Below are 23,625 nucleotides of genomic sequence, written 5' to 3'. Positions count from 1 at the left end.
CCAACGCCAATATCTGGGTCGATACCATCACTAAAGACGGAATCATCAATGATGACGAGGCCCAAGCCAATGTCACTATTAGTGGTTATGTCACTGGTGACGCTCAGCCTGGTGATACGGTCAGCATCTGGTTGAACGAGGAGAGTGGCGTTTCATTGGCCGAGGTACAAGTCTCAGAGGTGAAGGATGACCAAGGCCGCTACACATTCTCAGCTATCGTTGCTGGTTCCGAGTTAGCAAATAACAACGCAACATCACCTCAGGTATTTGCAAAAGTTACTGGTACAGATGCTGCAGGCAACACGTTCGAGGCCAGTGAAAACGAATCGTACCAAGTTGACCGTAGTATTGTGTTTGATTTCACTCCTACAGACGGAACCTTTAATGATGGTGATAACATTATTAATTTCACTGAACAAACCAGTGTTAACGTCAGTGGGTTTGTCAACGAATCTGCGACAATAAACTCTATTACATTCACTGACTCTAATGGAGATGCCGTGTTTATCGATGGCTCTTTCGTAGTGCAAGGGGTGATTGATAATGGTGATGGTACTTCGTATACCGACTTCGTTATTACGGGCGTTGATGTGAGCGACTTAGAAGACGGAGATTTGTCCGTTGTGGTCAATGCAACAGATGAAGCGGGTAATACTTTTGATTCTTTGGCGAAAACTATAGAGAAAGACGCCATAACCCCAGATGAACCGGTCATTACCAATATTACCGACGATTCATCTGATGACGATTATTCAGTTGTTACCTTACATGGTACAGGTGAGCCAGGTCTCGAGATTAAGATATTTGATGAAGCTCGAAACCTAATTAATCAAAACAGTACCGTTACTGTGGATGGCGAGGGGAATTGGTCGTTTGATATTTCAGACTTAACCAATACTCAAGTCAACGACAATGAATTCTTCACGGCTACCCAAGTCGACGCAGCAGGTAACGAAAGCGATGCAAGCGAGACGGTGCATTATTACCACGGTGACTTTGACCCTGCGCTTAATGAAGGCAGTGACGACTTTGTCCTGCTTGGTGAGGGTGATGATGTTCTCAAAGTTGACGTTAACGATGCTAATGATCTAATGGTTGCCGATGGCGGCGCGGGTAATGACAAAGCTGTCTTTGATTTTAATATTGACCAGGCGCATATCGTACTCAATGCTGATGCCTCTGTGACTATTTCTGAGAATACAGGTAGCGGAGATGTGAATACCTTCATCGAGTTTGAAGAGTTCGAGTTTGAAGGCGGTGATAAGAAGACTTTTGATGAGCTGTTCTCACCAACGATTGAGATCAAACGCGATGAAGATGAAGTAATCAATAGCGATCGTAGTACCATTAATTATACGGTTGGTTTACCGGCCGGAGCTGTTACCGGCGCGACGTTGATAATCATGGCGGAAGGACAAGCAATAGCACAAAGCCCAATCACGTTAACCGATGACCACATCAGTACTGGTACTTTAAACTTCGACATTGATGCTGCCTTAATTGACTCAGAGCTTAACGTGTCAGCGACCCTTGATTATGGCAACAACGATACGTTCAGCGATAACGACGCTTTGGCGATGAATGATGCGCCTGACGCAGACGACTTCACAGTTGACCTTGGCAGTGAGTCAAGCGCTAGCTTTAGCTTCGATGAGCATGTTACTGACCAAGAAGATGAAGATGCGTTGACTGTGTCAATTGATCAAGATCCAGAGTTAGGCACTCTGTACATTGTTGACGGTGATGTTCGAACTGAAGTAACTACTGGGATGCAAGTTAGTGAAAGTGACGTCGTAGAATATCAACTTCGTGATGATATCAACGAGTTTATGAGTTTTGATGCGTCTGTTGATTTTAACGCTGATAACAATACCGTATCGGAGTTTGAAGCTAGTAATGGTATTGTTATTTCTGGCGGCCGATTTGAAGGTGTTCGCCCAGATGGCAGTGGTAACGAAACGAGTAGCAAGCTATACAATGGTCAAGAAGGCAGCGTTAAGGCTGGTGCCGAAGGACTGGGAGTTGGCGACCAAGAAATCGATGTGAGTCAGAAAGATTTTATTGCCGTAGACTTTACTCACGTCGGCGGGGACAACACAGATATTACGATTACACAAGCTAATGTGAAGATCGGTAGTATCTGGGGTAACTATGAAGACGGTGATAGCGCAGACGCTCAGATCCACATATTACTGTTTAAAGATGGTCAAGTTGTTACAGGTGCAAACGGAGACCCTGTTGAGTTTGTTTTCGATGATAGTGTTGACCCGTCAGTCTATGATGGCTCAGGCGAGTTTGTTGCCAATATCTATTATGAGGGCGGTTTTGATGAAATCCGCGTGTTTACGACGAAAGGTGGTACAGAAGATACCAGTCATAACTCAAACATCACCTTACAAGGCGTCGATATAATTGATGCAGCTGTATCGGAAGAGATTGCTTACACCGCTACGGATAGCGATAAAGGCGAAGATAGCGGTGTGATCACCGTGAACAGTTCAACAACAGATAGCTCAATTACTAAACCAACGATTGATCTTGTTGCATCAAGTGATATGGGGGACAGTGATACAGATAATATCACTAAAGATACAACGCCAACCTTTGCTCTGGGTAATGTTGACAGCGACGTCGTAGCCCAAGGTATTGAGGTACTTAAAGATGGCGTCGTCGTTCAAGGAGATTTAGATCAGATTGATGGGGTCTGGTACTTTACTCCAGAAAATGAAGTCAACGCTGGTAATCAGAAGTGGAGTGTCCAGGTCACTGATGATGTTGGTAATACAGCGACCTCCACTGAGCTAGAAGTGACCGTTGACACTCGTGCTGGGGCTACTATATCGATTGACACGATTGCTGACGACGACATTCTTGATGCGCAAGAGGCATCCGAAGACGTTACTATTACAGGCCGTATCGGTGGCGATGCTGAGCTGGGTGACAAGGTGACATTGACTCTGGATGCTGGCGACGGTAGCCCTGTTAGTACGTATACCGGTGATGTTTTATTAGATGGTACATACCGTATTAGTGTTCCGGGCAGCGAGTTATCATCAGACGCCGACGCAACCTTGGTAGCAAGTGTCTCTGGTGAGGATGAGGCTGGAAACGCATTTACCGCAACGACAGAGGTTAGCGGAGACAATAAAGATGGCGGTTATCATGTAGATACCGCGCCAGTCGTTAATCCAACTGACGTCAGCACCGATGAAGACCAATCGATGTTTATTTCCTGGGACTCTTTAGGTGTGGCTGACAGTGATTCCAGTGAATCCTCATTGTCAGTTACCATCACCGCTTTACCTGAAGGTGGACTGTTAAAATATTATGATGAGATTGATGGCTGGCAAGCGGTAGCAGCAGATCAAGAGTTGGATAAGTCAGTATTTGACAACAACCAGGTACGATTTGTACCAGACAATAACCTGTCTGGTAGCAGCCAAATTGGTTTTGAGGCGTCTGACGGTGTCAACATGAGTGAATCAGCCACGTTGACTATCAATGTGACACCTGTCGCTGATGCACCAAACCTAAGCCTAAAAACGCAAGATCCTGACTTGCCGTCGCAGGAGTTTAATGTCTCGACTTGGGACAATGTGGTCATCGATGATTCGACGTATGGTAGCGGCAGTGGGGTGCCAGGTAGTTATTTGGTTGCGCAGCTATCTCAACTGGGTACAGCGGATGCGGCGCAGTCTACGACGGCGAATGCTGAGGATAGTGCAAGCAATGCTACTGATCCGGATCAAGCGGTAATAGTAACTGGACTCGTTTACTTGGAAGCCAACGTTTCTTACGATTTTGTTGGGCGCGGGGATGATAGCATTGCGATTACTTTGGGTGGACAGCTGGTCGATGAGGGCCGTTGGGGCGACTCGAGCGGTGATATTCAGGGTGCGGCATTTACGCCAACCGAGTCAGGCTACTATCCAATCGCGATTTACCACCATAACCAAAGTGGACAGGGCAACTTTAACGTTGATGTATCTATTAATGGCGCTGATCCTGTTGACTTGGCGAATAGCCAGCTTTCGATCGTGACTGACGTCGATTCAGCGCAAGGTACAGACGTTCGTCTTTCTGCGTTGCAGACTGATGATAAGGGTTTCGATTATTATGAGACATATTCTGTTAATGAAGGGCGTCAAGACACTGCCATTCCATTGTCGGAAATTGACGCATCATTGACTGATGATTCAGAAACCTTGTCTGTTCTACTTTCTGGTATTCCTGTGGGTGCCACTATCAGTGATGGTAGTAATACTATCACCATAAACGGTGAGACAGATGAAAATGGTCAGCCTATTCAGCCTATTCAGCCAATTACCGTGACTGATTGGGCTCTCGATAATTTGACGGTCACGCCGCCTCCTGGGAGCCACGAAGACTTCACTTTGACAGTAACGGCTGTGAGCTCAGAGAATGCTAATGATAGCCAAGCTCAATCCACACTCGATATCGAGGTAGTGGTGCATGAAAGTGAGCCTACACTAACAGAAAGCGACACCAACTCTGCCAATGAAGATCAGATGATTACTGGTAATGTATTAGCGAACGACAGCGATGCTGACGATGTGCTGCAAGTGGTAGGCGTTAAGATCGATGGCACTGACTATCAGGTGGATCAGTCGATAACCCTTGATGAAGGTACGTTTACTATCGATGCTAATGGTAATTATAGCTTTGAACCGAAAGACGATTGGTCAGGCAGTGTTCCAACAGTCGAGTACACCACTAATACAGGGGCCACTGAGTCGCTTAACCTAGAAGTTATGCCAGTAACAGATGCGCCGAATCTCACTGTGAGTCTTGGTGATTCGACTTACAGTAATACGACAATCAACTCTAGCCTTTATCAAAAGCTAATTTTTGCTGATTCATCGACAAACCTATCTGATCCAGAGCACGCAGAGTTAGGTCATAGCGATATCGGTAAACAAACCAGTGATATTAAAGTTGGAACAGACCAAGTCGATCAATTAACTGGTGATACCGGGAGTTGGGTTAAAGATGGCAATGACTGGGTGATGCAGACTAATGGAGATGACGTCTTTGTTGGTGGTCAGGGCAATGACAATATTGTAGGTGGTGATGGCTCATCACTTGATTTAGGTCTGGATACAGTGGTTTACACTGGTAATCTTTCCGACTATACGTTTGATTTTTATAATAATCATGGGAATACTGACAAACCATATTGGCATGTTGTAGATAAACGCGGTATTGATACTCAAGACGACAATACTCCAGTATCAGAAGGCGAGCACCTTTATGAAATAGAGCGCCTAATCTTTGCTGATGCCATCGTAGAGCTCAATACAGATGGTACGCCCACTGTACTTCAAGAGGTTGTAACAGAGCTGAATATCTCAGCTTCCGTATCGGACCGTGATGGTAGTGAGTATCTTGATGAAGTACGTATTAGTGGCTTGCCGGGTGATGCCCAAATCTTCGATAAGGGCACGGGTCAAGTTGTTGGTATTAAAGATGGTGATGACTGGGTGATCGATGTAACAGGACAGTCAACTCAGGCTGTGAATTACGACACCCTAGCTGTTAAGTACCAATCAACAGATACCCTAGACATTGACGTCACTGCCGTGGCCAAAGAAATCGGCTTGGATAGTGACCAAGCTGGCAATACGACCACGGTTAATAGTGGTGCTAGTGCGGATGCTATAGCCGATCAAGGCGGTGATGTGCCAATAACACTTATCTCTCTAGTCATTGACTCTTCTGGATCTATGGATGATGTCCCAAGCGGGCTCTCCGACATGAGAATTGAATACGTGTTGGAGGCATCCATTTCTTTATTAGATAATGTTAAAAGCCAACATGGTAGTGGTGATGTCTTAGTACAGCTTGTTGATTTTGATACGAGCGCATCTTTAGTCGAGAGTGGTAGAGGAGCGAATACCAGTGTTTGGATGACGGTATCCGAGGCGATTTCCATATTGCAAAAAGCGTCAGATACTGTAGATAAGTGGAACTATGATGGTGAGTTCGATCCAGATGGCTGGACTAACTATGATTCTGGCTTGGATGCAGTGATGGAGGGCTATAATGAAAGCCAAGTGACTAATATCAAAGGTGAAACCAATGATGTTATTTACTTCTTGAGTGATGGTGAAAGTAATAGGGGTAATATTGGTTCAGACTGGGCTCAGTTTATGGCGGATAAACAGGTAACTGCAGTTGGAGTGGGCGATCCTAATCGGGTACCGGCTGACGGTCTTATTAAGGTAGCAGGTAGTGCAGAAAATGTTGTTTATATTCCTGACTCAAAAATCACTACAGATCTACCTAAATTGCGGCCAACTATTGGTGTTTCTGGCTCGTTGCTGATGGCGATAGCGGGGGCTGCCATCGTGATTGATGAGTCGAATGCACAAGTGGCTCAGTTTATTAACCAAGATGGCGATGTATCTGTTGCACCTTCTGGATTAAGCTTCACCAAAGATACTGTCGGCAATGAGCTGGTTGTTGATACCGATTATGGTGTATTCCGTATTGGTTCAGATGGTTCTTACTATTTCCAACCAAGTGACACTGCTCCGACAATTGACGAAGGTAAGGCTGTTGGTTTCGAGATCGTGCTTTTGGTCGAAGGTAGCAATGGTCAAACGACTGAACAGTTGGTTACACTGAATGTCAGCCACAATGGTCAGGTCAACCGTGTTGAGTCCTCGTCTTTCACTGCTTCCACTGGCGATGACCAAGTAAGAGGAACCGATGGTGATGACGTCATCCTCGGTCATGCAGGTAATGATGTCCTCGATGGTGGCTTAGGTGATGACTTCCTTATGGGCGGCACTGGTGATGACATCCTAATTGGTGGTTTGGGTAATGATATTCTGACCGGCGGTGCGGATGCGGACTTGTTCAAGTGGGTCGATATGGATAGCTCAACCGATACCGTTACCGACTTTGATTATGATGAAGGTGACCGTATTGATTTAGCTGACTTATTTGCTGACCTCAAGGATGATCAGCAAGAGCTTGCCGACTTGCTTACTTCATTGCAAGATAGTGACCCGCACTCTGGTGAAGGTGGTAGTTACACTGTCACTATTAGTGAGCATAATGACGTAGCAGAACTGACGATTACGAAAGGTGATCAGACTATGCAGATTGACTTTAATGGAGCGGATACCACGGACATTACCAGCAGTTTGCTGGATAGTTTGAAAACACTAACTAATGATTGACCAGTCAGAGTTTCAGGCGCTTAATCAACGCCTGAACTCGCTTGATTACCCTTGGGCTGTGTTTATCCCACGCTAATATAGCTAGAAGTTCAGTAGTTTAGGCTGGATAGGCCGAAAAGAATAAGGCCACCATTTTCAATGGTGGTCTTTTTTATGATAAATGTTTGGCTCGAAAGCTTGAGAGCGAGTCAAGGAACTCGATTACAAGACCTTACAAGCAAAACCTTTTAGGTAGAAACCTTCTGGATAGGCTGTATCTGTTAAGTGATCGGCTGCTTGCTCGAAGCGCTCGACAAATTTTACGGTTCTGCCTGCGTCTAGTGCCGCATCAGCAATGATTTTTTGGAATAAGTCAGCGCCCATTAAGCCTGAACAAGAATAGGTGAGTAGAGTGCCACCTGGTTTCAGTATTTGCATCGCAAGCATGTTAACGTCTTTATAGCCGTTCGCGCCAGATGTCAGGTTGTTCTTACTTGAAACGAATTTTGGTGGATCCATGATCACTACGTCGAACTTCGTGCCTTGATCTCGGTATTCGCGAAGTAGTTTGAATACGTCTGCGTTTAGGAATACTGCACGCTTTTTCGAGATGTCGAACTCATTCAGCTCAGCGTTGAACTTAGCTGTATCAAGAGCTAATTGAGAAACGTCTGCATTGATTACACGCTTAGCATCACCTTTAAGGGCATACAGACCAAAACCACCTGTGTACGAGAAACAGTTAAGGACATCTTTGCCTTTAACGTATTTCATCGATTCTTTACGGCTATCACGTTGGTCCATATAGAAGCCCGTTTTATGGCCTTCGATAATGTTTACGCTGATTTTCACACCGTTTTCTTCAATGACCACTGATTTAGGTGGTTCTTCACCGTGAAGTACGCCAACAACTTGTTCTAAGCCTTCTTTTTTACGGACTGCTACGTCAGAACGCTCATAAATATTGCAGTCAGGGAAACATTCAATTAAAGCTTCAACAAGTATGTTCTTATTAAACTCAGCTCCGGCGCTAAGTAATTGGCATACGAGGAAATCTTGATATTTGTCGATTGTGATACCGGGAAGGCCATCAGACTCTGCTGCAGTAAGGCGGTAGCCAGTTAGACCATCACGTTCAATGATATCTTCACGCAAAGATTGCGCGTCTTGAATTCGTTTTACGAAGAATGCTTTATTGATTTCTTCTTTTTCAAATGTCCAAACACGAGCTCGAATTTGAGATTCCGGTGAGTAAGCCGCTTTTGCAAGCCACTGACCATTTTGAGTGTATACGTCTACAGTTTCACCTGATTTTGGCTCGCCTTCGACTTTATCGATACCGCGTGAAAATACCCATGGGTGTTTACGGCGTAGTGATTTGTCACGGCCTTTAGCTAGATGAATTGAAGGAGTCATAATTTACTCTGTTTGTTGAATTTGAAGGAGGGGTATTGTCGAGGAAGTACAGTTGAAAAGCAAATAAGAAAGGGCTGCACAAGCAGCCCTAGTAATGATTAATCAGCACATACTGGCTAGATATAAGTATTAAGCTTTGAGACCTGTCAGCAAACCTTCCATCGTATCACTTTGTTTACGAAGTTGGTCAACATTGGAATTGCTCTTACTGATCATTTCACAGATGCTATCTGACTGATGACGAATATCCTCAACACTTTGAGCTATGTTATCTGCAACAACACCTTGCTCTTCCGCGGCTGTAGCAATCTGAGTACTACTGTCTGAGATAGATTGATTCTTTTCTGCTAAAGAGCCGATCTCGACATTCACTTCTGACATCAGTGTCTGGCCTTCATTAGCGTTGTTTACCGTTATTTCCATCAGTTTGGTTAGTGATTGGCTGTTACGTTGTAATGATTCAATCATGCTTTGGATTTCAACAGTTGCTTGTTGAGTACGACCTGCAAGGGCACGAACTTCATCGGCAACAACAGCGAATCCACGACCTTGCTCGCCGGCACGAGCGGCTTCGATAGCCGCGTTCAATGCGAGTAGATTGGTCTGCTCTGAAATGCCATTGATGGTTGCGACCACCTCATCGATCTGCGCCGCGTTGGCATCAAGCTCTTCTACTGCTTGTGAAGCGGATTGGATCTCTTGAGATAGGTTAGAGATAGACTCCAATGTGTTTGAAACTTTTACTTGACCGCTCTGGGCCACGCCGCGAGCGTCCATCGTTTGTGAGCTAGACTCATGAGCAAGGGTAGCGACTTCACGAATTGTCGCTGCCATTTGTTCCGTCGCACTTGCCAAACTATTCAGGTGTTCTTGTTGATTACCTGAAATATCTGAGCTTTGTTGTGTTGACTGATTCAAATCCGAACTGATCTGTTGCATGAGTGCGACAGACTCTTGGATTGATAGAACCATATTTTGCTCACGTTCGGCAACCTTATCAATAGTGATCGCAATTTCGCTGAACTCATCACGAACTAAGAAGTAGTTCATACGGCAAGTTAAATCACCATTGGCGAGAGTGTTCAATGCTTTGTTCATGGAGAACATCGCTCCGCCAATGAAAGTCATGATGTAATAAACGCCAAGCGCAATTAAGGTCAGAGTAACCGCAATGATAGAAACTTGCTTTGTAGATAAAGCCGACCATAGGTTTTGATCATGGTTTGCGACTAAGCTGAACGCGCCGTTCATCACTGAAACGGATCCCGTACCATAGCCTAGAGAAATGCTTTCAGAATGACTAACAAGCTGAGCGACTTGATCTTTAGTGAGTTGGCCTGCTTCGATAAGGCCTTTCATCAAGAGCATTTCTTCTTGATAAAGGTGGGCAAGTAAAGAGTCCGCTGCGCTATCTAAAACGAGAGTTAATATCACTAGGGCGAGAAGAGGCAATAAGAAGAGTAGATAGAACTTTTCTTGGATTTTTAGGTGAATGAGATATTTGTCAATCCAACGAAATGGGATTTCTTTCATAATCGTTATACTCGAAGTAAGTCCACCAATAAGCGGTGAATGAATAGAATGGCAACTATATCATTCATATAATTTATGAGGCAACGTTATGAAAAATTCACAATGTATATTTGTCGTGTCGGGCGTCGTTCAATGTGTTGGTTTTCGCTATCACACCAGTAGACAAGCACAAGCTTTGGATATTTCAGGATACGCCATGAATTTGAATGATGGGCGAGTTGAAGTGTTAGCTGTCGGAGAGATGGAGCAGATTAATAAGTTGTACGCTTGGTTACAAATAGGACCTGCTAGTGCGACAGTCGACCATGTTGTCAAATATGATGTTACAGAAGCAGATCTTAGAGTGGTACGTGTTGGCGAATTCAAAATACTGTAGTTAACGCACTACAGTATTGATATTGAGGGTTACCTTAAACAGCTAGTCTTTTACAGGCACTTTGCTGGTTTAGGTAAACCGGCAAGTTTGGTTGCTTGCTTCGCAGGACCTTTCTTGAATAACTTGAAAAGGTATTTGCTGTTACCTTTCTCTGGGCCGTGAGCTTTTTCCATCGCCTTCACAAGCATACGAACGGCTGGAGAAGTCTTGAATTCTTCGTAAAAGCTTCTTACAAAATGTACGACTTCCAAATGTGCATCAGTCAGTTCAATAGCTTCATCTTGAGCAAGAATTTCGATCATGCCTTCTTCCCATTGTGTGTAGTCCAATAGGTAGCCTTGAGCGTCGGTTTCGATTTGCTTACCGTTATATTCAAACATGTTTAGTCCAGAATCAAATTATACTATAAGAATAGGGTACATGACCCAGTTTACCTTACTCAATAGATATTGTAGTCATCTAGAAAAATATTGTACTTACAGGTATAAAAAAGCCCAAGAGATAGTCTCTTGGGCTTAAGTTTTCAACGCTAGGTAATTAGTCGTTGCTGTTCATAATGCCTAAGATGCTTAATAGGCTGATGAAGATGTTGTAGATAGAAACATACAAGCTGATCGTTGCTGAGATGTAGTTCGTTTCGCCACCACGTATGATGCTTTGCGTTGTTAGCAAGATAACACCAGTAGAGAATAGGATGAACATACCGCTCATTGCCAAAGATAGTAGAGGCATTTGTAGGAAGATGTTTGCAACCATACCGACTAGCAGTACAACGAAACCGGCCATTAACATACCGTTAAGGAATGAAAGGTCGCGCTTTGTTGTAAGAGCGTAAGCTGACGCTCCCATGAATGCCAATGCCGTACCACCTAGTGCCGTAAGGATGACATCACCCATACCTGCACCAACATACATGTTTAAGATTGGACCGATGGTATAGCCTAAGAAACCTGTAAACATGAATGTGAAGACTAGACCCATGCTGTTGTCACGGTTCTTTTCAGTCAAGAAAAGTAGGCCGTAGAAACCAACTAGCATGATAATAAGACCAGGACGAGGAAGGTTCATCGCCATAGATACGCCTGCTACAACAGCAGACCAAAGTAGTGTCATAGACAGTAGTGCGTAAGTATTACGCAATACTTTATTGGTTTGCAGAGCACTTTCTTGAGATGTTGTGCGTGAAAACATAGGGCTGTTCATAATCTTCCTCGTAAGGTGACTTCAATAGTTATTAGTACATTTATGGGGGTGAAAGTTCGAAAAATCAAGTCTTTCATTCCTCTTGTATACCTAAAATAATAATCAAAATAGTCGGTTAAGTGTTTCTGAAGATGTAACAAATTATTTCTTAATGGGGAATAAAACGTTGCATTAGATCGATATTCTAATTTTCAATGATATTGAATGCCGTTCTTTGTCTTGACCTTGAATCACAAAGAGGCGACCGAAGCCGCCTCTTTAGTTTATGCATCATAACACATTAATGGTGCAGAATTTGGCTCAAGAAGTTTTGTGTTCTATCTGATTGTGGGTTTTCAAAGAAATCGACAGGATTGTTTTCTTCAATAATCTCACCTGCATCCATGAAGATTACTCTATCGGCGACCTCTTTAGCAAAACCCATCTCGTGCGTTACACATAGCATGGTCATGCCTTCTTCAGCTAGCTCGACCATTACATCTAGCACTTCGCGAACCATTTCTGGATCGAGTGCCGACGTTGGTTCATCAAAAAGCATAACTTGAGGATTCATACATAGAGAACGAGCGATCGCCACACGTTGCTGCTGACCACCTGAAAGCTGACCTGGGAATTTGTCTGCTTGCTCAGGGATTTTTACGCGCTCTAGGTATTTCATTGCAATCGCTTCAGCTTCTTCCTTAGGCATCTTTTTCACCCAAATAGGAGCGAGCGTGCAATTTTCCAAAACCGTTAGGTGAGGGAATAGGTTGAAGTGTTGGAAACACATGCCGACATCTCTGCGCACGGCTTCAATGTTTTTTAAGTCTTCAGTCAGCTCATTACCTGAAACGAAGATATCGCCTTTTTGGTGCTCTTCCAATCGGTTGATACAACGAATCATCGTTGATTTACCTGAGCCAGAAGGGCCACAGATAACGATTTTCTCACCTTTTTTAACTTCAAGGTTAATGTTCTTTAGTACGTGAAACTCACCGTACCACTTGTTCATGTCTTTCAACTCAATCATAAGACCTTGAGAGTTGTTTTCTGTTTGCTGCGTCATAATACGTCCTTGATCTTGTTAATTATCGTTTGTGACCGGTGTGAAGTTTGTTTTCTAGCCATATCGAATATCTCGACATGCCAAAACAAAATACCCAGAACACTAACGCGACAAATACATAGCTTTCTGTTGAATACCCTAGCCATTCAGGGTCGGTATTCGCGGCTTGGCCAATTCCCAAAACATCAAACATACCGATAATCAATACAAGACTAGTATCTTTGAATAAACCAATGAAGGTGTTCACAATTGAAGGAATCGTGATTTTTAAGGCTTGAGGTAGAATGATAAGCCCGGTCTTTTTCCAGTAGCTTAATCCCAGTGCATCCGCGGCTTCGTATTGGCCTTTTGGTATTGCTTGTAAACCACCTCGAATTACTTCTGCCATATAAGCGGCACTGAATAACACAACACCTACAAGTGCTCTGATCAGTTTGTCGGTTTCTGTTCCCTCAGATAAGAAGAGTGGAAGCATTACTGATGCCATGAACAGAACCGTAATAAGCGGAACGCCACGCCAGATCTCAATGTAAACGGTACACATACTGCGTATGATTGGCATCTCTGAACGACGACCCAGAGCCAACGCGACACCAATAGGCAGCGATACAACAATACCGACAAGAGCAATGATCAGTGTAACCAGTAATCCGCCCCATTTGTGTGTATCAACCACTTCCAATCCGAAGATACCGCCGTAAAGAAGACCAGCAATCAAGAAAGGGTAGATGTTTACAAAAAATAACCAAATCCACGTACGCTTAGGTGTTTTTTCGTAAGCTAATATCGCGACAAAAAAAGCTAACGTTGCGTAGAAAAGGCGAGGTCGCCACAGCTCGGCTTCAGGGTAGAAGCCATACATGAACTGATCCCAACGAACGCTAATGAAAACCCAACAAGCGCCGTCACTAGTACAGGCATCTCGTGTTGTTCCTATCCAATCTGCACTTAGGAATGCCCAGTCTGCTACAGCCCATAAAAGGGTAAAAGCGAAGTAGGCTAGAACCACAGTAACAACGCTGTTTACTGGACCATTAAATAGATTTTTTCGTAACCAACCGACAGGTCCAACGGTGTTCGCTGGAGGCGGAAGGTCCGGTTGAAATTGATGTGTACTCATCTTATCTCTCCACCAACGCTACTTTGCGGTTGTATATGTTCATTAGAGCGGATGTTAATAGGCTCAGGGTTAAGTAGACGCCCATTGTCATCGCAATTACTTCAATAGCTTGTCCAGTTTGATTCAACGTTGTTCCTGCAAAAACGGACACAAGATCAGGGTAACCAATGGCCATCGCAAGTGATGAGTTTTTAGTTAGGTTCAAATATTGACTGGTTAGAGGTGGGATAATGATTCTTAAGGCTTGTGGAATAATTACCAGCTTAAGTGTTCTTGAACGAGGGATGCCTAGAGACATTGCAGCCTCTGTTTGCCCATGGTTCACCGCGTTAATACCTGAACGCACGATCTCCGCGATGAATGCCGCTGTGTAGATACTTAAAGCAAGCATTAATGCAGCAAGCTCTGGGATAATGCTAATACCACCTTTGAAGTTAAACCCTTTCAATACTGGGTAATCTGCCGAGATAGGCATACCCATAATGAAGTAAGTAACCAGTGGTAAACCAATAATTAACGCTGCCGCAATACGCAACATAGGTGTTTGTTGGCCAGTTAACTTCTGTTTGTTTTTAGCCCAAATATTGATGATAAAAGTAGCGATAACACCGGCAATTAATGAAGCGATGACAATGCTACTGCCTTGTTCCAATACTGGCGCAGGAAAATACAAACCACGCACGTTCAAGAAAATGGCTTCACCGAGGCTCATACTTTGACGAGCGGAAGGTAATGCTTGAAGAACGGCGAAATACCAGAAAAAGATTTGTAGAAGAAGAGGGATATTTCGGAATATCTCAATGTAGATAGCTGCAAATCGGCTAACTAACCAATTCGAAGAGAGTCTAGCGATACCCATACTAAAGCCTAGTACTGTGGCTAACATGATGCCTAGTACTGAAACTAAAGCGGTATTGAGAAGACCGATAAAGAAAGTACGACCGTATGAGAATGTTTCGTCGTATTCGATGAGTGTTAAGCCGATACCAAAACCAGCTTCTTGGGAGAGAAAATCAAAACCAGTGGCAATACCACGGGAATCTAAGTTAGTGAGTGCGTTGTTTACAATCGTGTAAAAGAAGGCACAAAGAGCTCCGACAGCGATAATTTGAAAAATGACTGAGCGAAAAGTGGGGTTGTATAACAGGTTGGCACTTTTGGGCTGTGGCTTTGTCTGAGCTGGAGAAATAGTTTCATTAGGTTTCATACTACTATAACCTCAAATCCATTTAATAAATAGGGCGGAAAACTCCGCCCTAGTTGATGCTTGAAAATTTATTAACGGATTGGTGGAGCGTACATAAAGCCGCCCGCATTCCATAATGCATTTACACCACGAGAAATTTGAAGTGGAGAACCTGTACCAACAGTACGTTCAAAACTCTCACCGTAGTTACCAACTTGTTTAATTACTTGGTAACCCCAATCATCACGAATACCAAGGCCTTTACCTTTAGGACCGTCTACACCAAGAATACGTTTGATGTTTGGATCTTTCGACTTCAGCATTTCGTCAGCGTTTTTAGAAGAGATACCGTACTCTTCCGCATTAATCATTGCTGAAAGTGTCCATTTAGCAACGTTAAACCATTTGTCATCATCTTGGCGAACCACAGGGCCTAGAGGCTCTTTAGAGATGATTTCAGGAAGTACTTGTGCAGATTTAGGATCAGCTAGGTTTAAGCGAAGTGCATACAAGCCAGATTGGTCTGTAGTAAGAACGTCACAACGACCCGCGTCGAAACCTTTAGATGTCTGCGCTGCTGTATCAAATACCACTGGCTTGTAAGACATGCCGCTGTTACGGAAGTAATCGGCTAGGTTAAGCTCAGTCGTTGTACCTGATTGAACACATACTGAAGCGCCATCAAGTTCTTGAGCACTTGTAAGACCAAGATCTTTCTTAACCATGAAGCCTTGACCATCGTAGTAGTTAACGCCAACGAAGTTCAGACCAAGAGCCGTGTCACGATGTAATGTCCATGTTGTGTTACGAGATAGTACGTCGATTTCGCCAGATTGAAGCGCAGTAAAACGTTCTTTAGCTGTTAGAGGTACATACTTAACTTTAGTCTTGTCACCGAGTACAGCCGCTGCAAGCGCTTGACAATACTCAACATCGATTCCTTCCCATTCACCTTTTGAGTTAGGGTTAGAGAACCCTGGAAGACCTGTACTTACACCACAAGTTAGAAAGCCTTGAGATGTGACTTTGTCCAGAGTGCTTTCTGCCGCTGATGCTGATGTTGCCATCATCGCAGTTGATGCAGCTACTACTGAAGCAAGAAGTGTTAGTTTATTTGTCATTTGTATCCTTCCTTGTTAACCAGGTGACACCTGATACTCGTGCTCGTTTGAGTTTTTCTATATGTGTTGCGTTTTCTATGACCTTGTTACTCAAATCAAACCTGTTGCATTTTGCAAATGAAACTGTGTGCGATTTAAGCAACTGTTTATAAGGTTAGGAAAGGATCCGTACTTTCACAAATGTATAATTTAAAAAGAATTTTGAATGAAATCACAAATCCGAACACAATTAGAATGACCAAATGTTAAGTGAATGTAAATAGTGCAACGGTTCACACTGTTGGTGCAACAAGATTTAGATTTTTATATTGATAATCGACTAGATAAATATTCTGAATCAACATCACAATGATGAAACATTAAACTTAAGAAATGTTGAAATTTGGTGAATAAATATTTTTATTACACTTGGATAGTTATTAATGTGCTCCAAATTTGGTAGCATGGTTGAATAGTTATTGAAGTAGTCTCAAGGAAGAACATGCGTTATTTCCCAATGTTTTTGGATGTAGAGAATAAGCCAATTCTAGTGGTTGGTGGGGGTGAGGTTGCTTGCCGAAAAGTAGATAGCTTATTAAGAGCAGGGGCTAATGTGACTTTGGTGTCTCCCAAGGTTGCACCATACTTAAAGCAGCTAGTTGACGAGAGTAAACTTCATTGGGTACAAAACTTTTACTCGTCACAAATTATCTCAAAAGATTATCTACAAGTTTGGGCGACTACAGACAATCCAAGTCTTAACCATCAAGTACATAATGATGCGAAAAAACTGGGTATTTTAGTCAATGTGGTCGATGATTTGCCTTATTGTGACTTCATTACTCCTTCGATGATAAATCGCGGAAGAATCCAAATTGCGATCTCTAGCGGCGGTGCATCACCTGTTTTAGTGAGAAATATTAGAGAAAAACTCGAAACGATACTTCCGCAAAACATAGGGTTGATCGCAGATTTTGGTGCATCAAAACGCAATTCGATCAAAGAGTCATTCCCAACTGTCGACGAGCGTCGTAAGTTTTGGGAACGGTTTCTGTCATCAAGTTTTATAGAGCAGGTGGCAGACAGAGAGCAATTAGAAGCGTATTACCAACAAGCGTTGACTGAAGGCATTGACAATGAAGGACAGGTCACTTGGATTGAGTTCGAGCAAGATATTGAGCTGTTGCCAATGAAAGCTTTACGTTTGATGCAAGAAGCGGAGCTTGTTCTTGCTCCGAATGATTGTCCATTCGAGTTCGTCGATTTGTGTCGTCGAGACGCGGAAAGGGAGAGCTATGCTAACAGTGGTGAGCTTTCTACCAAGTTAGAGCAAGCAAGAGCGGAAAACTTAAGAGTGTGTGTCTTCATTCCACCAGCAAGCGTAGAGTTTAATTTACTGGCAGGTAAAGATCTGAAACTGTCTTCTGCGAGAGTATTAGATTGAGGAAAGAGCTTTTCGGAAAAATCTAAATAGACTGTCGATGTTCTGGAAAAATGCTCCGACAAATAAAAAGCCACTTCCCTAAAAGAAGTGGCTTTTTTCCAATTGCATCTTCGATAATTGTTTATGTATCGAAATCACCTTCTGCGGTGCTGCCTATTCGCGATCGGTGATTAAAGCCGTCGCTTTATTGTCAGTATAATTAATCGCGGAAGTTATCAAATTGGAAAGGTTGACCAAGCTCAGCGCTACGAACTAAGGCCATAACCGCTTGCAGATCATCGCGCTTCTTGCCCGTTACTCGAACTTTGTCGCCTTGGATAGCGGCTTGAACTTTCACTTTATTGTCTTTGATTAGCTTGACGATTTTTTTAGCGACATCCGTTTCGATACCTTGCTTAAAAATAACCGTTTGGTGCCAAGTTCGACCTGTTTGATCAGCGGCTTTTGCTTCCATCGCGTTAGGATCAACATTACGCTTTGTCAGGTTGCTACGAAGAATATCGCGCATCTGCTTTAGCTGAAAATCGTCTTGAGCGCTCAGTTTTACTGATTCATCTTTGTAATCAAAGCTAGCCTCTACGCCACGGAAATCGAAACGAGTCGATAGTTCACGGTTAGCGTTGTCTACAGCGTTGCGTAGTTCTACTGATTCTACTTCAGAGATAATGTCAAATGATGGCATTGTGTTGTGTCCTTAAGCTAAATTTCTATCTTTAATTGCCGTTGCAAGCATGTCGAGCATTGTTGCAGTATCTTCCCAGCTAAGGCATGGGTCGGTAATAGATTTGCCGTATTCTAGGTTATTGATGTCTGTCATTGGCTGGTTGCCTTCAACAATGAAGCTTTCCGCCATGATGCCTGCAATTTGATTCTTGTTAGATTTTATCTGTTCACAAATATCTTGTGCAACGTCTAACTGCTTACGGTGTTGTTTCTGACAGTTAGCATGGCTAAAGTCTACAACCAAGCGTTGAGGAAGTTCGAATTCAGCTAATTGCTTACATGCGTTATCGACAGATTCAGCATCGAAGTTCGGGCCTTTGTCACCACCACGTAGAATTACGTGACCGTATGGGTTACCAGAAGTACGGTAAACTGTCATGCGGCCATTCTTATCTGGAGAATAGAAGTAGTGTGAAGCATGCGCAGCGCGAATAGCATCAATAGCAATCTTGATGTTGCCATTAGTTGCGTTCTTGAAACCAACAGGGCAAGACAGTGCAGAAGCCATTTCACGGTGAATTTGAGATTCTGTTGTACGAGCGCCAATCGCGCCCCAAGTGATCAGGTCTGCAATGTATTGGCCAGTGATCATATCAAGGAACTCAGTTGCAGTAGCAAGGCCAAGTTTATTGATGTCTAGCAAAAGCTTACGAGCCTTGTTTAAGCCCGTTTCAAGAGCATACGAGCCGTCAAGGTTAGGATCGGTGATCAAACCTTTCCATCCTACAACGGTACGAGGTTTCTCAAAGTAGGTTCTCATTACGACGAACAGTTCATCTTTATACTGTTCTTGAATTTGGCTTAGACGCTCTGCGTAATCAAGAGCTGCATCTGTGTCATGTACAGAGCAAGGGCCAACGATAACTAACAAGCGGTTATCACGACCCGTTAGGATATCTTCGATTTGGCGGCGAGAATTTTTAATGCGCTCAGCAACGTCGTCAGTAATAGGGTGTGCATTGCCTAATTCGGCAGGAGTTGGCATAGGACCCAGAGCTTGGGTTCTCAACTCATCAGTTTTTAATGGCATGTGATAGCTTTTTTTATTCTATTGCGAAGTGGTTAAGATAACGGAATTGAACAGAGGAATAAACTCTCTTAAGTCAAAGTTATCTCTGTTATTGCTAATATTCTTATTATTATCAGCAGCGCGGCGGCAAATAGGGGATTTTCACTTGTATTAACAGGCAGCTATCGGTATTTTCGTTTGAACACAATATAAAAATGCTGGAGCAGCAATGACTCAAGAAAATCAAAGCACTTTGCACCCAGAACTTGTCTTAGGTGATGTGCTGCCTTCTTATAACGATAATAATAATTCCAACCATCTCTACGTTTCATTATCTGAATTGGTTATGGACCGTGTTTTCTATCACCCAAGTATTGAAAGTCATATAGAGACTCTTTCTGATATAGAGAAAACCTCGTTAAATGCCATTCTTGGTGATAAGACTGTCGATGAACATTTTGTATCTACACTTGTCGTGGCAATTCAAGCGGCAATTCAACCTAGTCACACTAAAGTTCGGATTGCTTTGAGCAGCGCAGATAGTTATGGCTTCCGTTCATTGCTAGGTGGTCATTGTGAAGTAGAAGAAGTTAACCCAGCGCTTGGGGTTCGTGGTGTGGCTCGCTACGCGACACAGGAATACAGCAAGGCATTCGCGCTAGAGTGTCAGGTGATCAAAACATTGCGAGAGCAGGGTATCAACGTTGAAGTGGTTGTTCCTTACGTTCGCGCATTGAGTGATGCCGCGAAGATTATCGATTTGCTTGCCGAGCAAGGCTTACCACGTGGCCTCAACGGTTTGAAAGTTCTGTTCTCTTGCGATGTACCATCAGCGGTATTGTTGAGTGAACGATTACTGCATTATTTTGATGGTGTAGTGGTTAATGTTGATAGCTTGGCATCTTTTACATTAGGTGTAGATAAACAAAATGAAGCTCAACAACATGCTTTTGACCCTCAAAATGAGGCCGTTATTACCCTATTGGATATGATCGTTAAAGCAACGTTGCACGCGAAGAAACCTGTATTGCTGGTGACTCAAGGTTTGGTTGATTACCCTCGTTTACAAGGCTATATCGCAGATCTTGAAGGCGTTGAAACGGTGATTACCGCGTAATTCAATTCGCAACGTTTATAAGTTTGATTTGAAACACTAATGCTTTAAGAATGAAAGAGATATCATTGCCGATGATATCTCTTTTTTGTAACATTTTTTTGACATTTTGATCTTGAATCTATTAACTGGTCAGAGGACTAATTATGCTAGGTGACTCGGATGCTAACCCCTCTACAAAAAGCAAATCTCTACTTAACTATGTTTGGCATGTTCAAAGTGCCATTAATTTGGTTATGCAGGCCGAAGTTACTCGCCCTTGATGACAAGCATGTCGAGCTTAAGATCCCCCTAAAAAGACGAACGAAGAATCACTTAAATAGTATGTATTTTGGTGTATTAGCTGTGGGCGCAGATGTTGCCGGGGGCTTTCTTGCGATGAGTAAATCCCAACAGCAAGGGGAAAAAATATCGTTAGCATTTAAAGAGGTGACGGGAAACTTCTTAAAGCGTCCTGAAGCTGATGTGCATTTTACATGTAATGACGGTGAACTCATCAATACTATGCTGGCTGAAACAATGTCGACTGGCGAACGTGTTAATCAAACCGTAACGATCATCGCGACTTGTCCTTCTTTACATGGTGATGAACCCATGGCGGAGTTTCAATTGACACTGTCTATTAAAAAAGTTCCTTCAAAGCGTTAAATTTCATATCGAACAATAACAAACCAAAATCGCAGTATGTGATTACCACATACTGCGGCGTTCTACGATTCTTGGCTAATCTCTTCAATATCAACAATTTTTGAACGGTTCATAACGATTTTCCAACGGTAATATGTTGGTTCGTTGTCGTGATTGTTCTCTTTGATGATCAAGTTGAGTAGATGGCGCTTTTCTACTGATTCACGACTCACTTGCCCCTCGTTCAAGCGATAAACCTTGTTCGACCCTTTATCCATTAGACGAGTTAGAGCTCTCAAGCTGATAGAAAGCGTTTCACGAGTCTCTTCGTAACCACTCATGAAGGTTGAGGTAGACATTTCTGTATGTGAACGATAGTGCAGAATTTGTTCTTCACGCTGTACCACGCGCTTCTTACGGATCGACTGAATACGATCAGCTAGCTTAGAAAAGCTCGCGTAGTCCAGCCATTCTAATTTGTGGCCAACTGATTTGTTGGTCGTCGGATCAAAGTAGCGACGTTTCCATTTTGGCTTGCCCTTACGAAGCCAGCGCCAAAGGATATCTCTTAAGTCATCTTTGAAGATCTCGCGCAACGCATAGATAAATGACATCGAAACGATAAAAGAAGCGGTAATCTCGCCCAAGAAATCACGAGCTAATATAACGGTTGTTGTCACGACCACCATCACCAAACCGGTAGCGATACCTTTAACTGCACGCTTTACGTTTTTTCCCATCGAGGTGGTCTTTTCTTTGAGCACGATAGGGTGTTCAATCAAGCGGCGCAATAAACGCATCTTGTTGCTCAAACGAGTGACGTCTTCTCGAACTCTCGTGGAGTTGTAGCGATTGAGCTTCCGGTGAGCCGTCTCTTTTTCGCATAGTATTAAAAGGCGTTCTTTGATGGTTGAATATTCACTGCCACGTGGCATATGTGAGACCAGTGACAAGAACTTTTGCTCTGTGTACCAAGAAAGGTAGTTATCAATGTTTGCGTAGTAGCGTTTGAGGTTTTCTTCATAAGGAATGCTTCGGCGGAGCTTTTTCAAGATATCTAACGCAAGCTCAATGACTTCGTCGACCTCATCAGCCGTTACGTCGTCACTATCTGTCTTGTTTAAGCTGCTCACGGCTTTATCTAAAGCAATAACGTATTGATATGCGAACAAACTCAAACTCACACGATATTGAGTCGTTGATAAGCGTCCACGTTTTGCCAAACGACTGTGTACGAGTGGTAACAGTGTTTTATCACTATAGTAGGCACGGTTTTGTGTAATCGAGCTATAAAAAAATGCACTTTCAGAAAGCACTTCAGGCGTCAGCCCGAGTTCACCGGGAATGAATAGATAAACGTCCATGTCGAGCTTTTTTGTTTTTGCCATCGCATGGTTAATTTTAAGTGTTATCGCATCTTGTTTATCAACGGTGATCAACGATGTCTCCTAGAATGTAAAAATATGAATGAAACTAGCGAAAGCATATCAGAGATCACGTATAATCACCGCCAAATTTAAAGTAGAGACAATCTTGATGATTAATATTGGTCAAATAAACAATTTAGAAGTAGTAAAACAAGCAGACTTCGGTGTATTCCTTGACGCTAGCGACTATGGAACTGTGTTGCTTCCGAAACGGTTTACTCCTGAAGGTGTTGAAATTGGTCAAAAGTTAGATGTTTTCTTATACATTGATTCTGACAATCAGATCGCAGCAACCACTGAAAAACCCATAGCTCAAGTAGGGCAGTTTGGCCTAATGACGGTTGAAGGTGTAAACAGTACCGGTGCATTTATGAGCTGGGGCGTGAAAGGAAAAGATCTACTGGTTCCTTTCAGCGAGCAGCGCGGACGTTTAAACGAAGGTCAATCAATCTTAGTATATGTGTATATTGATAAAGCATCTAGCCGCATTGTTGGTACAACGAAGTTTAACAAGTGGTTAGACAACACGCCTGCGACTTATAAGCAAAATGAGCAAGTAGATCTTATCATCGCTGAGCGCAGCCAACTTGGTTACAAAGCGATCGTGAACGGTGAACACTGGGGCATGATCTTCCCATCAGATATCATCGGTAAGTTGTTCATTGGTAAAACGTTGAAAGGCTACATCAAGAACGTTCGTGAAGAAGACGGAAAAATCGATCTGTCTCTTCAAAAAATCGGTGTGGCCAAGATGGATGATCTAAGCACTAAGATTTTGGATTTGCTTGAGAAGAAAGGTGGCTTCTTGCCTTTGAATGACAAGTCTTCACCTGAAGCGATTTTCTCTGCATTCAGAACCAGTAAAGGCACATTCAAAAAGACGATCGGCGGTTTGTACAAGTCAGGCAAGATTGCTATCGATAAAGAAGGCATCCGTTTAGCTGAATAAGCGAAACTATAGGTAAAAAAAAGCCCAAACCTTCCTGTTTGGGCTTAGGGGAAAGGGCTCCGAAGAGCCTACGCTAATCGTTGTAGTTCTGTGTCTAATAGAGCAAAGTCTAGTTTAAATTCTCCATTATGCGATTTTTCATCACACAAATAGTGACTTGAATTGA

17 protein-coding genes are annotated in these 23,625 nt (G+C 43.1%); 6 read left to right on the top strand and 11 right to left on the bottom strand.

Features of this window, described 5'->3' with window-relative positions; all coding sequences use genetic code 11:
- Window positions 1–7,208: Ig-like domain-containing protein (locus ACFI6G_RS03155; protein ID WP_462710134.1), on the top strand; the 7,208-nt coding region annotated here is incomplete at its 5' end.
- A gap of 201 nt (window positions 7,209–7,409) precedes the next feature.
- Here ACFI6G_RS03155 and ACFI6G_RS03150 read toward each other — a convergent pair.
- On the bottom strand, window positions 7,410–8,603 hold the full coding sequence (locus ACFI6G_RS03150; RefSeq protein WP_010440717.1) for a class I SAM-dependent methyltransferase: 1,194 nt from the start codon (window positions 8,601–8,603) through the stop codon (window positions 7,410–7,412).
- A 129-nt stretch (window positions 8,604–8,732) separates the two neighbouring features.
- A complete protein-coding gene (locus tag ACFI6G_RS03145; protein ID WP_016792144.1) occupies window positions 8,733–10,136 on the bottom strand; it encodes a methyl-accepting chemotaxis protein in 1,404 nt (467 codons plus the stop codon).
- Window positions 10,137–10,224: 88 nt separating this feature from the next.
- On the opposite strand from ACFI6G_RS03145, the gene yccX reads away from it, so the two are divergent.
- On the top strand, window positions 10,225–10,512 hold the full coding sequence (gene yccX / locus ACFI6G_RS03140; protein WP_010440721.1) for an acylphosphatase: 288 nt from the start codon (window positions 10,225–10,227) through the stop codon (window positions 10,510–10,512).
- Window positions 10,513–10,562: 50 nt separating this feature from the next.
- Here the strand turns inward: yccX and ACFI6G_RS03135 are convergent, their stop codons facing one another.
- From ACFI6G_RS03135 to ACFI6G_RS03110, 6 genes are all read right to left on the bottom strand, one after another.
- Complete coding sequence (locus tag ACFI6G_RS03135; protein ID WP_004733621.1) at window positions 10,563–10,892, bottom strand: TusE/DsrC/DsvC family sulfur relay protein; 330 nt, start codon at window positions 10,890–10,892, stop codon at window positions 10,563–10,565.
- Between the two features lie 157 nt (window positions 10,893–11,049).
- Window positions 11,050–11,715 carry a Bax inhibitor-1/YccA family protein gene (locus tag ACFI6G_RS03130; protein ID WP_010440723.1) on the bottom strand — a complete coding sequence of 222 codons (666 nt, stop codon included), beginning with the start codon at window positions 11,713–11,715 and terminating at the stop codon, window positions 11,050–11,052.
- Window positions 11,716–11,995: 280 nt separating this feature from the next.
- Window positions 11,996–12,760, bottom strand: a complete 765-nt coding sequence (locus tag ACFI6G_RS03125; protein ID WP_010440725.1) for an amino acid ABC transporter ATP-binding protein — start codon at window positions 12,758–12,760, stop codon at window positions 11,996–11,998.
- 22 nt (window positions 12,761–12,782) lie between these two features.
- Window positions 12,783–13,880 (bottom strand): amino acid ABC transporter permease, encoded by a 1,098-nt coding sequence (locus tag ACFI6G_RS03120; RefSeq protein WP_010440727.1) that lies wholly within the window; start codon window positions 13,878–13,880, stop codon window positions 12,783–12,785.
- A 1-nt stretch (window position 13,881) separates the two neighbouring features.
- Window positions 13,882–15,087 (bottom strand): amino acid ABC transporter permease, encoded by a 1,206-nt coding sequence (locus ACFI6G_RS03115; protein WP_010440729.1) that lies wholly within the window; start codon window positions 15,085–15,087, stop codon window positions 13,882–13,884.
- A 71-nt stretch (window positions 15,088–15,158) separates the two neighbouring features.
- On the bottom strand, window positions 15,159–16,187 hold the full coding sequence (locus ACFI6G_RS03110; RefSeq protein WP_010440731.1) for an amino acid ABC transporter substrate-binding protein: 1,029 nt from the start codon (window positions 16,185–16,187) through the stop codon (window positions 15,159–15,161).
- A 481-nt stretch (window positions 16,188–16,668) separates the two neighbouring features.
- Between ACFI6G_RS03110 and ACFI6G_RS03105 the strand changes: the two genes are divergently transcribed.
- The gene (locus ACFI6G_RS03105; protein WP_010440733.1) at window positions 16,669–17,610 is read left to right on the top strand and encodes a precorrin-2 dehydrogenase/sirohydrochlorin ferrochelatase family protein; all 942 of its coding nucleotides are present in this window, start codon (window positions 16,669–16,671) and stop codon (window positions 17,608–17,610) included.
- A gap of 199 nt (window positions 17,611–17,809) precedes the next feature.
- Here the strand turns inward: ACFI6G_RS03105 and ACFI6G_RS03100 are convergent, their stop codons facing one another.
- A complete protein-coding gene (locus ACFI6G_RS03100) occupies window positions 17,810–18,292 on the bottom strand; it encodes a YajQ family cyclic di-GMP-binding protein (protein ID WP_010440735.1) in 483 nt (160 codons plus the stop codon).
- Between the two features lie 12 nt (window positions 18,293–18,304).
- Complete coding sequence (locus ACFI6G_RS03095) at window positions 18,305–19,363, bottom strand: 3-deoxy-7-phosphoheptulonate synthase (protein ID WP_010440737.1); 1,059 nt, start codon at window positions 19,361–19,363, stop codon at window positions 18,305–18,307.
- A 208-nt stretch (window positions 19,364–19,571) separates the two neighbouring features.
- Here ACFI6G_RS03095 and ACFI6G_RS03090 point away from each other — a divergent pair, with 208 nt between their 5' ends.
- Both ACFI6G_RS03090 and ACFI6G_RS03085 read left to right on the top strand, forming a co-directional pair.
- The gene (locus ACFI6G_RS03090) at window positions 19,572–20,459 is read left to right on the top strand and encodes a putative PEP-binding protein (RefSeq protein WP_010440739.1); all 888 of its coding nucleotides are present in this window, start codon (window positions 19,572–19,574) and stop codon (window positions 20,457–20,459) included.
- Window positions 20,460–20,618: 159 nt separating this feature from the next.
- Window positions 20,619–21,104 (top strand): PaaI family thioesterase, encoded by a 486-nt coding sequence (locus tag ACFI6G_RS03085; protein WP_010440741.1) that lies wholly within the window; start codon window positions 20,619–20,621, stop codon window positions 21,102–21,104.
- 62 nt (window positions 21,105–21,166) lie between these two features.
- Here the strand turns inward: ACFI6G_RS03085 and ACFI6G_RS03080 are convergent, their stop codons facing one another.
- Window positions 21,167–22,522, bottom strand: coding sequence for a hypothetical protein (locus tag ACFI6G_RS03080; RefSeq protein WP_010440743.1), 1,356 nt, complete (start codon window positions 22,520–22,522; stop codon window positions 21,167–21,169).
- 28 nt (window positions 22,523–22,550) lie between these two features.
- On the opposite strand from ACFI6G_RS03080, the gene ACFI6G_RS03075 reads away from it, so the two are divergent.
- Window positions 22,551–23,459: a CvfB family protein gene (locus ACFI6G_RS03075; protein ID WP_016767702.1), complete on the top strand. Its 909-nt coding sequence runs from the start codon at window positions 22,551–22,553 to the stop codon at window positions 23,457–23,459.
- Window positions 23,460–23,625: the final 166 nt, after the last annotated feature.

The sequence above is a fragment of the Vibrio sp. PSi01 genome (assembly GCF_054960695.1).
Note: the sequence above shows the minus strand (reverse complement) of the source record. Positions and strands in the feature narration are given on the sequence as shown.

Coding starts and splice junctions, on each gene's coding strand:
- ACFI6G_RS03090 (WP_010440739.1), top strand. CDS start 19,572: ATGACTCAAGAAAATCAAAGCACTTTGCACCCAGAACTTGTCTTAGGT.
- ACFI6G_RS03120 (WP_010440727.1), bottom strand. CDS start 13,880: ATGAGTACACATCAATTTCAACCGGACCTTCCGCCTCCAGCGAACACC.
- ACFI6G_RS03075 (WP_016767702.1), top strand. CDS start 22,551: ATGAAACTAGCGAAAGCATATCAGAGATCACGTATAATCACCGCCAAA.
- ACFI6G_RS03130 (WP_010440723.1), bottom strand. CDS start 11,715: ATGAACAGCCCTATGTTTTCACGCACAACATCTCAAGAAAGTGCTCTG.
- ACFI6G_RS03085 (WP_010440741.1), top strand. CDS start 20,619: ATGCTAACCCCTCTACAAAAAGCAAATCTCTACTTAACTATGTTTGGC.
- ACFI6G_RS03115 (WP_010440729.1), bottom strand. CDS start 15,087: ATGAAACCTAATGAAACTATTTCTCCAGCTCAGACAAAGCCACAGCCC.
- ACFI6G_RS03100 (WP_010440735.1), bottom strand. CDS start 18,292: ATGCCATCATTTGACATTATCTCTGAAGTAGAATCAGTAGAACTACGC.
- ACFI6G_RS03095 (WP_010440737.1), bottom strand. CDS start 19,363: ATGCCATTAAAAACTGATGAGTTGAGAACCCAAGCTCTGGGTCCTATG.
- ACFI6G_RS03125 (WP_010440725.1), bottom strand. CDS start 12,760: ATGACGCAGCAAACAGAAAACAACTCTCAAGGTCTTATGATTGAGTTG.
- ACFI6G_RS03105 (WP_010440733.1), top strand. CDS start 16,669: ATGCGTTATTTCCCAATGTTTTTGGATGTAGAGAATAAGCCAATTCTA.
- ACFI6G_RS03110 (WP_010440731.1), bottom strand. CDS start 16,187: ATGACAAATAAACTAACACTTCTTGCTTCAGTAGTAGCTGCATCAACT.
- ACFI6G_RS03135 (WP_004733621.1), bottom strand. CDS start 10,892: ATGTTTGAATATAACGGTAAGCAAATCGAAACCGACGCTCAAGGCTAC.
- yccX (WP_010440721.1), top strand. CDS start 10,225: ATGAAAAATTCACAATGTATATTTGTCGTGTCGGGCGTCGTTCAATGT.
- ACFI6G_RS03150 (WP_010440717.1), bottom strand. CDS start 8,603: ATGACTCCTTCAATTCATCTAGCTAAAGGCCGTGACAAATCACTACGC.
- ACFI6G_RS03145 (WP_016792144.1), bottom strand. CDS start 10,136: ATGAAAGAAATCCCATTTCGTTGGATTGACAAATATCTCATTCACCTA.